Genomic DNA, 13,045 nt, shown 5'->3' with positions numbered 1-13,045 from the left:
CGCCGCCGCCTCCTATGCGGCGGCGGCCATCGCCAATGCCAATCCGCTGAAGACGGGCGTCCAGGCATTCCGCATGGCCGTCGGCGGCTTCATCGTCGGCATCAGCTTCATCTTCGAACCCGGGCTGACCCTTGACGGCACGGTGTGGGAGATCGGCACCACGCTGCTCGCGGTGTCTTCCGGCATCGTGCTGATCTCGCTCGCCTATGTCGGCTTCACGGATCGCCCGCTGTCGATGTGGCTGCGGCTCATCCTGTTCTTCGGCGGGGCGGCCTGCGCGCTCTGGCACTCGGCGCCGGAACTCCTGCGCGGACTGGCCGGGTACGGCCTTCTCCTCGCAACGCTCTACGGCCCCCGGTTGCGCGACATGAGCTTTCGGACCGCGCTTTGAGGAGCGGGTCTGCAATCACCCTTTCAACGAACACCAAGGACAAGGAACGACACATGCACCCCCGCCAGAAGACCTATTACGGCGTGTCTCTCGGCATCCTGATGGTCAACAGCACCTTCCAGCGATATCTCGGTGACATCGGCAACGCGATGACCTGGGACTTTCCCGTCCAGTACAAGATCGTGACGGACGCCGTGCCCTCCAAGATGACCGACCTGCACAATGTCAGCCTGCTGGACCCGTTCAAGCGCGCCGCCGACGAGTTGGTCGCGGCCGGTGTCGACGGCATCACCACGACCTGCGGCTTCCTGTCGATCTACCAGCGCGAGCTGGCCGACCACTGCCCGGTGCCGGTCGCCACGTCCAGCCTGCTCCAGGTACCGATGGTCGAGCGCCTTTTGCCGTCGGGAAAGAAGGTCGGTGTGATGACCTACAATGGCGACGTCCTGAACGGGCCGTACCTGGAAGCCGTCGGCATCGCCCAGGACACTCCGGTCGTCGGCGTGCCGCAGGACTCCAACTTCGTCCGCTGGATCAAGCAGGGCGACACCTCCGTCAGCTACGAGACGCTGAAGGAGGAAGTGGTCGCGACGGCCAAGCGGTTCGTCGCCGACAATCCCGAGATCGGCGCGATCGTGCTGGAATGCACCAATCTGGCGCCGTTCGCCTCCTACATCGTCGAGGCCACCGGCCTGCAGGTGTTCGACACCGTCACCATGGTCAACGCGTTCCAGGCGAGCCTGAAGCCGCGCCGCTACGCAATGTTCTGACGGCACGATGAGCGAACCCGACTACATGATCGTCGGTGGGGGGATCGTCGGTGCGGCGATCGCCTACGGCCTTGCCCGCAGCGGCGAGCGCGTCGCCCTCCTCGACGAGGGCGACGTGGCGTTTCGCGCCGCACGCGGCAATTTTGGCAATGTCTGGGTGCAGGGCAAAGGGGCAACATGCCCCGCCTATGCCGACCTCACCCGCGGCGCAGCCAACGATTGGGCGGAATTTGCCGAAGACCTCTCCACCGAGACAGGGATCGACCTGCATTTCCGCCGGCCGGGCGCCGCCTATATCTGCTTCAGTCCTGAGGACCTTGCAAAGCGGGTCGCCGTCCTCGAACAGTCCAACGCCAATGCGCGCATCAAGAGCGCCTTCGAGGCGCTCGACCTTGCGGACCTGCGGCAACGCCTGCCGGACGTCGGGCCGGAGGTGGCGGGGGGCACATTCTGCCCGGACGACGGCACGGCGAACCCGCTCCTGCTCCTGCGCGCGCTCATCAAGGCAGCAAAGGACCTCGGAGCCCGGTATCTGCCGCACCATGGCGTCACGTCCGTCGCGCGCGACGGCGCCGGCTATGCGGCCGAGACGACGGCCGGGGTGGTGCGTGCCGGACGGCTGGTCCTTGCCGCCGGGCTCGGCAATGCGCGCCTGGCGCCGATGGTCGGGCTCGACGGGCCCGTGCGCCCGGTCCGCGGCCAGATCATGGTCACCGAAAAGGTCCGCTCGTTCCTCGCCTGCGGCACCAACTTCATCCGCCAGACGCTGGAGGGCGGCTGCATCTTCGGGGAGTCCGTGGAAGAAGTCGGCCTCGACGACGGCACCAGCCTGCCGGTGCTGCGCGATACGGCGCAAAAGGCCGTGGCCGCTTTTCCATTGCTGCGCGACGTGCGCGTGGTGCGCGCCTGGGGGGCGCTGCGCATCATGACGCCCGACGGTGTTCCGGTCTACCAGGCCAGCCCCGACGGAAGCGCCTTCGTGGTGTGCGTCCATTCCGGCGTGACGCTTGCCCCGTTCCATGCGCGCGGGTTCGTCGACAACCTGATATCGGGGTCCCTGCCGCCGGACCGGTTCTCAGCCTTTTCACCGGAGCGTTTCCATGTTCAGACGGTTTGACGAAGCCGCCGGCCCGATCGTCGAGATCGTCGTCGATGACCGGCGCATCGAGGCGCGCCTCGGGGAAAACCTCGCAGCCGCGCTTCTCGCCGCAGAGATCGAGCCGTTCCGCACCACGCCGGTCAGCGGCGCTGCACGCATGCCCTACTGCATGATGGGCGTCTGCTTCGATTGCCTGGCGATCGTCGACGGCGTGCCGAACCGGCAGACCTGCCTGGAAACCGTCCGCGCCGGAATGGTGGTGGAACGGCAGAACGGTGCCCGCGCACCCGGCCCTCAGAATGGTGGGGAGTGATCCGGTGAACCGTACTTCCTGTGATCTTGCCGTGGTCGGCGCCGGGCCGGCAGGCATGGCGGCTGCAAGCGAGGCATCGGCCCTCGGCCTGAGGGCCGTCGTGCTGGATGAAAAACCCGGACCGGGCGGCCAGATCTATCACGCCATCACGGCGCCACGCACCGCCGCGCGCGATGCGGTGCTGGGGCCGGACTATCTGGGCGGCCTGCCGCTCGTCGACGCGTTCACCTCGTCCGGCGCCGACTATCGGTCGGGCGCCACCGTCTGGCAGATTTCGGAGGACGGCGTCTCCTATGCCGGCGCCGACGGCGGCGGGGACATCGCCGCGTCGCGGGTTCTGGTGGCGACCGGCGCGATGGAGCGCCCCTATCCCCTGCCCGGCTGGACCTTGCCGGGCGTGATGACGGCCGGGGCCGCCCAGCTCCTGCTCAAGGGGTCGGGCCTTCTCGCCGACGACGCCGTGTTCGTCGGCACCGGGCCGCTCCTCTACCTCGTCGCCACCCAGTACGTGAACGCCGGCGCGCGCATCGAGGCCATCATCGACACCGCCAACCCGGCCGCGAAATGGGCGGCCCTGCCGCATCTGCCGATGGCCCTCCGGCAGTCCGGCTATATCGCCAAGGGCCTTCGCATGCTGGCCCGGATCCGCCGCTCGGGAACCAAGGTGATCCACGGCGCCAGGGACATCGCGCTTGAGGGCGAGGACCGGGTCGCGGCGGTGACCTGGCAGCAGGGCGCATCGGGACAGCGCCAGCGCCTCGCCTGCCGGCACGTCTTTCTCCATCAGGGCGTCGTTCCCAACCCCAACATGACGATGGCGGCGCGGGCCGCGCATCGCTGGGACGAAGCGCAAGCCTGCTGGGTGGTCGACCGCGACACCCATGGCCGCACCAGCCTGCCCTGGCTGCTGGCGGCGGGAGACGGCGCCGGGATCGGCGGCGCCAAGGTCGCCGAACTTTCCGGCCGGCTGGCCGCACTCGCCGCTGCACACGATCTCGGCCGGCTGGACGCTGCGGCCTTTGCCGCCCGCTCCGCACCGCTCATCCGCCGGGTCGGGGCCGAAATGGCGCCCCGCCCGTTCCTCGATCGGCTTTATCGTCCCGCCGACGGCACCCTGGCACCGCAGGACGAGGCGACGATCCTGTGCCGCTGCGAGGAAGTGCGCCGGGGCGCGGTGGCCGACGCGGTCGCGGAGGGATGCCCCGGCCCCAATCAGTTGAAGAGTTTCACGCGGGCGGGGATGGGCCCCTGCCAGGGCCGCATGTGCGGGCACAGCATCGGGGCCGTCATCTCCGAGCTATCCGGCCGCAGCGCGGCCGAGGTCGGCTATTTTCGCCTGCGCATGCCGGTGAAGCCCGTCACGCTCGGAGACATCGGCGGCATGACGCACGCCCAAAAGGAGGAAACATGATGTGGGGACTGGAGGGTTCGGGATCGGCTTCAAGGCCGCAACGTGATCAGGCCTTGAGCCTGGCCGAGATGTTTCTGACCATGGGCGAAGGGGGCGAGTCCTTCGCCGACAGTCGCCTGCCGCTGCCCGACAGGATCGCGGGCTACATCCGCCATCAGATCATCCACGACCTGATGAAGCCGGGCGAGCCGATCCGAGAGCGCGCCATCGCCGAACAGTTGAAGGTCTCGCGCACGCCGATGCGCGACGCCCTCAAGATCCTGTCGGTCGAGGGCCTCGTCGACCTCATTCCCAATCGCGGCGCCGTCGTCGTCGACAACAGCCTCGACGACATCACCGACATGCTGTCGGTTTACTGCGAGCTGGATGTTCTGGGCGGCGAAGCGGCCTGCCGCAAGGGCAGCGAAACCGATTTCCTGAAGATCGAGCGCTATCAGGAGATCATGGAAGAGGCGGCGGCGGAGCAGAACCGCCTGAAATACTTCCATGCCAACCAGGCCTTCCACCTGGCGATCATCGCGGCGTCGCGCAACCGCACCCTCATCGAAATCCACTCGAATTTGAGCCTCAGGCTCCACCGCGTTCGGTACCTGTCCATCCTGGCGCAGCAGAAATGGCTGTCGCGGGCCGACGAGCACCATGCGCTGATCAAGGCATTGCGCGCCCGGGACACCGTGCAGATGGCAGCCTTGCAGCGGGCCCACTTCGCCGTTGCCTGGCGGCTCGTCGACGACTGGTCGCGGTCGGCCGGACAGCCGGCCGGCAAGCGCTGATTTCCTCAAAACCCGAAGAGTTCGTCGAAAAGCATGTTGCAGTCACCGGACCGGCCCGTCGTCGTCACCCATTGGGGCACCTACCATGCAGAGATGCAGGACGGGCGCCCGGTGGCGCTCAGCCCCATCGCCGAGGACCCCGATCCCTCGCCCATTGCCGACGGTATGATCGATGCGCTGACCGCACCGGCCCGGATCGAACGCGCCGCCATTCGCGCCTCCTTCCTCGCCGCCCGCGAGGCCGGCCGTGTCGAGACCGACGGCAAGGGGCGAGGCTTCGAGCCGTTCGTCGAGGTGCCGTTCGACGAGGCGCTCGACCTCGCCGCCGGCGAAATCGACAGGGTGCGCCGGGAGCACGGCAACGGCGCCATCTATGGCGGATCCTACGGCTGGGCGTCGGCCGGCCGGTTCCACCACGCCCAGAGCCAGATCCATCGCTTTCTGAATTCCGTCGGCGGCTATGTCCGCTCGATCCAGAACTACAGTTACGCCGCCGCCGACACGATCGTTCCCCACGTCGTCGGCGACAAGCGCGGCCTCGTCTCCGCGCATACGAGCTGGCCGCGGATCGCGGCGCACACCGAGACGCTGATCATGTTCGGCGGCGTTCCCTGGAAGAACGCGCAGGTGAGTTCGGGCGGCATCGCCCGGCATATCCTGGACGAAAACCTTTCGGCGCTGAGGCAGCGCGGCGCGCGGCTCGTCTCCGTCTCGCCGATCCGCGACGATACCGCCGGCGACGGCGTGGAATGGGTGCCGATCCGGCCCGGCACGGATACGGCCCTGATGCTGGCCTTGGCGCATGTGCTGATCGCCGAGGGTCGCGTCGCGACCGGTTTCCTCGACCGCTGCACCGTCGGCTTCGAGACGCTCGCCGCCTATGTCACCGGCACTGACGGCAGCGTTGCGAAGACGCCGCAATGGGCCGAAGGGATCACCGGCGTTCCCGCGAACACGATCCGCGACCTGGCGCTCGCGGCCGCCTCGAGCCGCGCCTTCCTGATGGTGGCCTGGTCGCTGCAGCGCGCCGAAAGTGGCGAGCAGCCCTACTGGATGGCCATCGCCCTTGCGGCGATGCTCGGCCAGATCGGTCTTGCCGGCGGCGGCTTCGGTTTCGGCTATGCCTCGGTCAACGGCATCGGCAATCCGGTGCCGAAGCTGTCCTTTCCTTCGCTGCCGCAGCTCGACAATCCGGTCGCCGACTACATTCCCGTCGCGCGGATCGCCGATGCGCTGCTGCATCCTGGCGAACCCTATGCCTTCAACGGCATGGACCGGCGCTATCCGGACCTCCGGCTCGTCTATTGGGCCGGGGGCAATCCCTTCCATCACCACCAGGACCTGAACCGGCTGCGGCGGGCCTGGCAAAAGCCGGGAGCCGTCATCGTCAACGATAGCTGGTGGAACCCGCTGGCGCGCCATGCCGACATCGTCTTTCCGACGACGACGACGCTGGAGCGCAACGACCTTGCCGCGTCGAGCCGCGACCGCTTCGTCGCCGCCTCCCACAAGGTGGCGGAACCGGCGGGCGAGGCCCGCGACGACTATGCGATCTTTTCCGCGCTTGCCGCCCGGCTCGGCGCCGCCGACGCCTTCACCGAAGGGCGGGACGTGGAGGCATGGCTCCGCCACCTCTACGAGGCGGGCCGCGACAAGGCGGCCGCCGCCGACATCCCCCTCCCCGACTTCGAGACCTTCTGGCGGGACGGCCTGGTGATGCTGCCCGCGCCCGCCCTTGAGGACCAGGGCGACCTTCTGGCGGAGTTCCGCGCCGCGCCCGAGACGGCAGGCCTGGCGACGCCGTCGGGGCGGATCGAACTCTTCTCGGAGCGGATCGCCGGCTTCGGCTATGACGATTGCCCCGGCCACCCGGCCTGGCTGCCGCCGCGCGAATGGCTCGGCGCGCAAGCCGCCGCCACCTATCCGCTGCACCTCATTTCCAACCAGCCGAAGACGCGCCTGCACAGCCAGTACGACCTCGGCAGCCATTCGCGCGCCGCCAAACGCCACGACCGGGAGGTGATGCGGATGCATGCAAAGGACGCGGCCGCCCGGGGCATCGCCGAGGGCAGCGTCGTCCGGGTCTTCAACGACCGCGGCGGCTGCCTCGCGGCGGTCGAGCTGAGCGACGACATCCTGCCCGGCGTCGTCCAGCTATCCACCGGGGCCTGGTACGACCCGGCCGACGACGGATCGGACCGCCCGCTCGACCGGCACGGAAACCCCAACGTCCTGACGGCCGACCACGGCACCTCGCGGCTGTCGCAGGGACCGTCCGCGCAGTCCTGCCTCGTCGAGGTGGAACCCTATCGCGACGCCCTCCCCCCGGTGCGCGCCTTCGACCCGCCGGCCTTCGCCCGGCGCGGTCGCGACTGACTTCCCCAACCTTCTTTCAACGGACAAGAACCAGCATGAAACATATCGACAATAACGGTCGCCGGTCGCGCGCGGTCGTCGCCAATGGTGCGGTCTATCTGGGCGGACAGGTCGCCAACGACTGGGATGGCGACATCACCGCCCAGACGCGCGAGACGCTCGCCCGGATCGACGCCGTCCTGAAGGAGGCGGGAAGCAGCCGCAACAAGCTCGTCCAGGCGACGATCTGGCTGAAGACCATGGACGACTACGACGCGATGAACGCCGTCTGGGATGCCTGGATCGACAAGGAGCGCGCGCCGGCCCGGATGTGCGGCGTCACGGAGATGGCCGACGAGCGGATCAGGATCGAGATCATCGGCATCGCGACCTGCTGACATGACCGTGCAGTCCGAAAACATCCGCCTGCCGGGACGCATGTGGGGCCGGCGCCTGTGGTCGGTGGCACCGCTGCTGCTGGCGCTGGCCAACCTTTTCTGGGCCGGGAACTTCATCATCGGACGGGCCGTCGCCGACATGCCCGGCGGGCTGGACCCCTGGGGTCTTGCCTATTGGCGCTGGCTCGTCGCCTTTGTCCTGATCTTTCCGTTCTGCGTTCGTCAGGCGCTCCGCGAACTGCCCGTCATTCTGGCCAACCTGCCGATGCTCTGCCTGTTCGGCCTGCTGTCGGTAACGCTCTACAACACGCTCATCTATCTCGGCCTGGAACAGACCACGGCGCTCAATGCGCTGCTTTTGCAGTCGACGATGCCGCTCGCCATCATGGCCATGGGCTACCTGCTCTTTCGGGACACGATCAGCAGCCGCCAGGGGATCGGTCTTGCCTCCTCGCTCGCCGGCGTTCTCGTCATTCTCACGCATGGCTCGCTCGACCGGCTGTCGTCGGTCGATCTGGGGAGCGGCAGCCTTTACGTGCTCGTCGCCGTCCTGGGCAATGCGTGCTATTTCGCGCTTCTGCGCAAGCGGCCCCGGCTTTCCGCGATGAGCTTCCTGTTCGTCATCTTCGGCCTCGGGCTCGTCTTCCTGACGCCCTGCTACTTCCTCTGGTCGCGGCCGATGGCGCGCCCGGTCGCGGCGGGCGATGTCGCCCTCATCCTTTATCTCGCGGTCTGTGCCTCGATCCTGGCGCTGCTGTTCTTCAACCGCGGCGTCGAACTGATCGGGGCGAACCGGGCGTCGCCCTATCTGCATCTGATGCCGGTGATCGGAAGCGTCTTGTCGATCGTGATCCTCGGCGAGCAGATCCGCGCCTATCACCTGGTCGGCATCGCCATGGTCGGCTTCGGATTATGGCTGTCGCGCCCGCGCCGGCCCCGTGCGACGGCTCAATCGAGCCCCTAGGTGCGGGGCGCTCACGAACAGCACAAGGAGCATGGGGAGATGTCCGATGCCGCTTCCATACCGGTCGTCCTGAAGACGGATTCCGCGCACGGTCCGGCCTGGCACGCGATCTTTGCGGAGGAGGCGCCCGACCTGACGCTGGCCGACTGGGACGAGGCGGCCGATCTTTCCGCAACGCGCTATCTGGTCGCCTGGCGCCCGCCGGCCGACATCATGCGGCGCATGCCCCGGCTGGAAGCCGTCTTTTCCATGGGCGCGGGCATCGACCACCTGCCCCTGGAACACATCCCCCAGGATGTCGTCGTCGTGCGCATGGTCGCCGACGACGTGACGCGGTCGATGGCCGAATACGTCACCATGGGGGTTCTGGCGCTGCACCGCGATCTGCCCGCCTATCTGGGAGAAACCCGTCGGGGCGTCTGGGCGACGCGGTCGATCCGCCGGGCGCGGGACCGGGTCGTTGGCATCCTCGGGCTCGGCGTGCTGGGCCGCGCGGCGGCCGAGCGGATCGCGCTTCTCGGTTTTCAGACCCGCGGCTGGAGCCGGTCGCGAAAGGATATCGCCAATGTGTGCTGCCATGCGGGCGATGCCGGTCTCGGCGCGTTTCTGGACGGTTGCGAAATCGTCGTGTGCATGCTGCCGCTGACGCCAGAGACCCGCGGTATCCTCAACGGCGATCTGTTCGCCCGCCTGCCGAGAGGAGCGAAGATCCTCAATGCGGGCCGGGGCGGGCATCTTGTCGAGGCGGACCTGTTGGCCGCATTGGAGAGCGGCCGGATCGACAGTGCGATGCTCGACGTCCTCAACGAAGAGCCGCCCGCGCCCTCCCATCCCCTGCTCACCCATCCGCGTGTCCTCGTCACCCCCCATACGGCGAGCGCCAGCCAGCCGGACGACGCCGCGCGCCAGGTGATCGCGGCGATCCGGAACCACAGGTCGGGGCGACCCATCGAGCACACCATCGACCGCCAACGCGGATTCTAGGCAGGTAGTCCGACTGCACCCGGAGCAGCCCTGCGCATCCGCCTGCTCGCGGCCGGGTCGGCGACGGGCACCGCTTCCAGAAGCTTCCGTGTGTAGGCATCGGCCGGCGCCGAGCACACGGCTTCCGTCTCGCCCAGCTCGACCAGCTTTCCGCGATACATGACGCCGATGCGGTCGCTGATCTGGCGGACGACGCCGATGTCGTGGGAGATGAACAGGTAGGTGAGGCCCATCTCGCGCTGCAGCTCCAGCATCAGCTCCAGGACCTGCGCGCGGATCGAGGCATCGAGGGCCGAGACCGCCTCGTCGGCGACGATCAGCTTCGGCGACAGGGCAAGGGCGCGGGCGATGCACAGTCTCTGCCGCTGGCCGCCGGAAAAGGCGTGCGGATAGCGAGAAAGCATGTCGGACGGGATGCCGACGCGCTTTGCGAGCCCCTCGACCCGGTTGGCAAGGTCCGCGCCCTTGGCGATGCCGTGGATGACGAGCGGTTCGGCGATCTGGGAAAATGCCGTGCGGCGCGGATTGAGCGAGCCGAACGGGTCCTGGAAGACCATCTGCATGTGCCGCCGCAGGCGCCGCAGATCGGGTCGCTTCAGGCCGAGGATGTCGGTGCCGGCAAGGCGGATTTCGCCGGATGCCGGCTCGACGAGGCGCAGGATCGACTTGCCGAGCGTCGACTTGCCGGAACCGGACTCGCCGACGATGGCGAGGATTTCTCCGGGATGGATGTCGAGGGAGACGCCGTCGACGGCGCGGAAATGGGTTTTTGCGCGTTTGAAGCCGGCGGTCTTGACCGGGTACTGGGTGACCAGATCGCGGACTTCCAGGAGCGGCGCTTTGGTGCCACCAGCCTCAACGACTCCGGCCGTGGATACGGCTGCCGGCAGGCGGCGCGCGCCGGACATGGTAGCGGCCGCCAGCAGTTGCCGGGTGTAGGGGTGTTGCGGGGCGCGGAACAGCGCGGCGACGTCGTTTTCCTCCACGATCCGGCCGTGGCGCATGACGACGACCCGGTCGGCGAGTTCGGCGACGACGCCCATGTCGTGGGTGATGAAGAGCACCGACATGCCGGTCTCGGCCTTCAAGTCCCGGATCAGGTCGAGGATGCCGGCCTGGATGGTGACGTCGAGGGCGGTGGTCGGCTCATCCGCGATCAGGAGCGCCGGCTTGCACGCCAGCGCCATGGCGATCATCACCCGCTGCTGCATGCCGCCGGAGAGTTCGTGCGGATAGGATTTGATGCGGCGGTCGGCATCCGGCAGGTGCACCCGTTGCAGGAGGGCGACGGCGCGGCGCCGGGCCTCGGCCTTGTCCACACCCTCGTGCTTGCGGACGACCTCGGCGATCTGGTCGCCGACCGTGTGCGCCGGGTTGAGCGAGGACATCGGCTCCTGGAACACCATGGAGACGGCGCGGCCGCGCAAGTCCCGCAGGGTCTGCCTGTCGGCGCGAACGAGGTCGAGCGGCGGGGTATCAGGCGTCTCCTTGAACAGGATCGTTCCGGTCTCGATGCGGCCGCCGCCGAGTTCCACCAGCCTGAGGAGGGCGAGCGCGGTGACCGATTTTCCCGAACCGGATTCGCCGACGATGGAGAGCGTTTCGCCGCGCCGGACGCTGAACGAAATACCGTCGACGGCGACCGTTGTGCGATCCCTGTCGGCAAAGGTGACGCGCAGGTTCTCGGCCGTGAGGATCGGGTCGTCAGATGTCCCGGTCATGTCTTTAGCTTCGGATCGAACAGGCGGGCGACGATACCCATGACGGCGTTGATGGCGACGACCGAGCCGGCGAGCAGCACGGCGACGGCCTGGATGGTCGGGTAGTCGCGGCCGAGCACGGAATCGAGGGCCAGCTTGCCGATGCCGGGCAGGCCGAACAGCACCTCCATGGTGATGGTGCCGCCGACGAGGCCGGTGGCGATCAGGCCGGAGAGCGCGATGACGACGCTCAGCGAATTCGGCAGGATGTGGCGCCAGACGATTGTCGCCCGGTCGAGGCCCTTGGCGTGGGCCGTGCGGATATAGGGCGCGGTCGCCGCCTCCTTCAGGTCCTCATGCAGCGGCTTGACGATCTGGCCGGCGACATCGAGGCCGATGATGAGGCTCGGCAGGACCATGTTGCCGAGAAGCGGCATCCAGCCGAGCCAGAGGACGAACAGCAGGATGCCGAGGATGCCGGCGCAGAAGGTCGGCATGGCGATCGACCAGACATTGACCGCATTGACCAGCGCGGGAAAGGCGGAACGCGGCCAGATGACGGCGGCGACGGCGATGCCGATGGCGAGTGCAAGACCGATGACGAAACTGAGCGAGGCGAGCGCAAGGGTCGTCGGCAGGGCGCGGGTGACGAGGTCGGCGACAGGGCGCTGGAAGCGGACCGAAAGGCCGAGGTCGCCTTCCGCCATATTGGTCAGCCAGATCAGCAACTGCTCCGGCTTGCTGCGGTCGAGGCCGAGTTCCTGGCGGAGTTGCTGCTGGGCCTCTTCGGTGAGGCCGCCCTCGATGCTGACGAGGTCGACGACGTCGCCGGGGATGATGCGCACCAGGAAGAAGATCAGCACCGCCATGCCGAGAACCAGAAAGGCGGAGCGCAGGACCGTGGTGCCGATGAGGACGAAGCGGCCCGTCATGCTGCGGCCCCCTCGTCGATGCGCCGGGGGTCGAGACGGCGGCGCAGGCGGTCGCCGAGGAGGGCGAGCGAGATGGTCAGCAGCGACAGGGCGATCACCGGGGCGAGAACGGCGGTCGGGTTGCGTTCGATGAACTGGCTGGCCTGGGCGATCATGCGGCCCCAGGTCGGGGTGTCGGGTTCGACGCCGAGACCGAGGAAACTCAACACGGATTCGGTGACGATGCAGCGCGGCAGCACGATGGCGCCCTGGGTGACGAAGGCGCCGGAAACGTTCGGCAGGATATGGGTCATGAGGATGCGCCAGCCGCTGGCGCCGAAGCTTTCCGCCGCCGTGACGTAGTCCATGGCGAGTTCCCGCCGATAGGTGGCGCGCGCTACATAGGCAAAGATCGGCGCGAAGGTGACGCCGAGCGCGACGGTGACCGGGCCGAGGCCGGCGCCGAGCGCAACGACGAGCAACAGGGCGAGGAGCACGCCCGGCATGGCGCGGATGAGATCGACGAAGGCGTAGAAGGCGGTCTCGGCCGCCCCGCCCGCGACGGAGGCGGCAAAGCCGAGGAGCCCGCCGAGGGAAAGGGCGACGAGGACGCCGCCGAGGCCCGCTTCCAGGCTCAGCCGTGTGCCGACGATCAGCCGGGCAAGGACATCGCGGCCGAGATGGTCGGTGCCGAGGGGATAGGCCGCGCTCGGCCCCTTGTTGCGCTGGAGCAGGTCCTGCTCGAAGGGATCGAGGCCGCCGAGCGTCGGGCCGAGGATTGCGACGAGGAGCGCAAAGACAACGACGGCAAGGGGCAGGACCGTCAGGAGCGTGCGGCCAAGGCCCCGCAGGGAGAACGGGACCCTGGCCTTGGCGTCGTCACGGACGGACGCTTCGGTCGGCGGCGTAGCCGCAACGGACAGGGTGTCCGGTGTGCTGTCCGCGATCTTGTCGACCAAAGCGTTGCCGTGCATCG

Annotated in this window: 12 protein-coding genes and 1 pseudogene; 10 read left to right on the top strand and 3 right to left on the bottom strand. The window is 68.2% G+C overall.

All coding sequences use genetic code 11. The features are described from left to right. The 10 genes and pseudogenes from CH339_RS24525 to CH339_RS02180 form a co-directional block, all read left to right on the top strand. A pseudogene (locus CH339_RS24525) lies at positions 1-391 on the top strand (hypothetical protein); the annotation flags it as partial. Between the two features lie 53 nt (positions 392-444). Next, entirely contained in the window at positions 445-1,161 is a 717-nt protein-coding gene (locus CH339_RS02220) for an aspartate/glutamate racemase family protein (protein ID WP_111432642.1), read from the top strand. A 7-nt stretch (positions 1,162-1,168) separates the two neighbouring features. Further along, the gene (locus CH339_RS02215; RefSeq protein WP_111432641.1) at positions 1,169-2,278 is read left to right on the top strand and encodes an NAD(P)/FAD-dependent oxidoreductase; all 1,110 of its coding nucleotides are present in this window, start codon (positions 1,169-1,171) and stop codon (positions 2,276-2,278) included. Then, entirely contained in the window at positions 2,262-2,573 is a 312-nt protein-coding gene (locus tag CH339_RS02210) for a (2Fe-2S)-binding protein (RefSeq protein WP_111432640.1), read from the top strand. The genes CH339_RS02215 and CH339_RS02210 overlap by 17 nt, the downstream gene beginning before the upstream one ends. 4 nt (positions 2,574-2,577) lie before the next feature. Then, positions 2,578-3,984 carry an FAD/NAD(P)-dependent oxidoreductase gene (locus CH339_RS02205; RefSeq protein WP_111432639.1) on the top strand — a complete coding sequence of 469 codons (1,407 nt, stop codon included), beginning with the start codon at positions 2,578-2,580 and terminating at the stop codon, positions 3,982-3,984. A 53-nt stretch (positions 3,985-4,037) separates the two neighbouring features. Then, positions 4,038-4,757, top strand: coding sequence for a GntR family transcriptional regulator (locus CH339_RS02200; protein WP_170138366.1), 720 nt, complete (start codon positions 4,038-4,040; stop codon positions 4,755-4,757). 33 nt (positions 4,758-4,790) lie between these two features. Beyond that, positions 4,791-7,133 (top strand): molybdopterin-dependent oxidoreductase, encoded by a 2,343-nt coding sequence (locus CH339_RS02195; protein ID WP_111432637.1) that lies wholly within the window; start codon positions 4,791-4,793, stop codon positions 7,131-7,133. 35 nt (positions 7,134-7,168) lie between these two features. Beyond that, positions 7,169-7,510 carry a RidA family protein gene (locus CH339_RS02190; protein WP_111432636.1) on the top strand — a complete coding sequence of 114 codons (342 nt, stop codon included), beginning with the start codon at positions 7,169-7,171 and terminating at the stop codon, positions 7,508-7,510. Between the two features lies 1 nt (position 7,511). Beyond that, positions 7,512-8,474 (top strand): DMT family transporter, encoded by a 963-nt coding sequence (locus CH339_RS02185; RefSeq protein WP_170138365.1) that lies wholly within the window; start codon positions 7,512-7,514, stop codon positions 8,472-8,474. 39 nt (positions 8,475-8,513) lie between these two features. Next, entirely contained in the window at positions 8,514-9,458 is a 945-nt protein-coding gene (locus CH339_RS02180) for a 2-hydroxyacid dehydrogenase (protein ID WP_111432634.1), read from the top strand. Here CH339_RS02180 and CH339_RS02175 read toward each other — a convergent pair. From CH339_RS02175 to CH339_RS02165, 3 genes are read right to left on the bottom strand one after another with little or no spacing between them, the layout of a single operon-like run. Then, the gene (locus CH339_RS02175; RefSeq protein ID WP_111432633.1) at positions 9,455-11,179 is read right to left on the bottom strand and encodes an ABC transporter ATP-binding protein; all 1,725 of its coding nucleotides are present in this window, start codon (positions 11,177-11,179) and stop codon (positions 9,455-9,457) included. The two genes, CH339_RS02180 and CH339_RS02175, sit on opposite strands and share 4 nt — an antisense overlap. After that, positions 11,176-12,090 carry an ABC transporter permease gene (locus CH339_RS02170; RefSeq protein ID WP_111432632.1) on the bottom strand — a complete coding sequence of 305 codons (915 nt, stop codon included), beginning with the start codon at positions 12,088-12,090 and terminating at the stop codon, positions 11,176-11,178. Before CH339_RS02170 ends, CH339_RS02175 begins: the two co-directional genes overlap by 4 nt. After that, positions 12,087-13,043 (bottom strand): ABC transporter permease, encoded by a 957-nt coding sequence (locus tag CH339_RS02165; protein WP_111432631.1) that lies wholly within the window; start codon positions 13,041-13,043, stop codon positions 12,087-12,089. Before CH339_RS02165 ends, CH339_RS02170 begins: the two co-directional genes overlap by 4 nt. Positions 13,044-13,045 lie beyond the last annotated feature (2 nt).

Source organism: Rhodobium orientis, assembly GCF_003258835.1.
Lineage (GTDB): Bacteria > Pseudomonadota > Alphaproteobacteria > Rhizobiales > Rhodobiaceae > Rhodobium > Rhodobium orientis.
The sequence above is the reverse complement of the archived record's forward strand: the minus strand, read 5'-3'. Positions and strand labels throughout refer to the sequence as shown.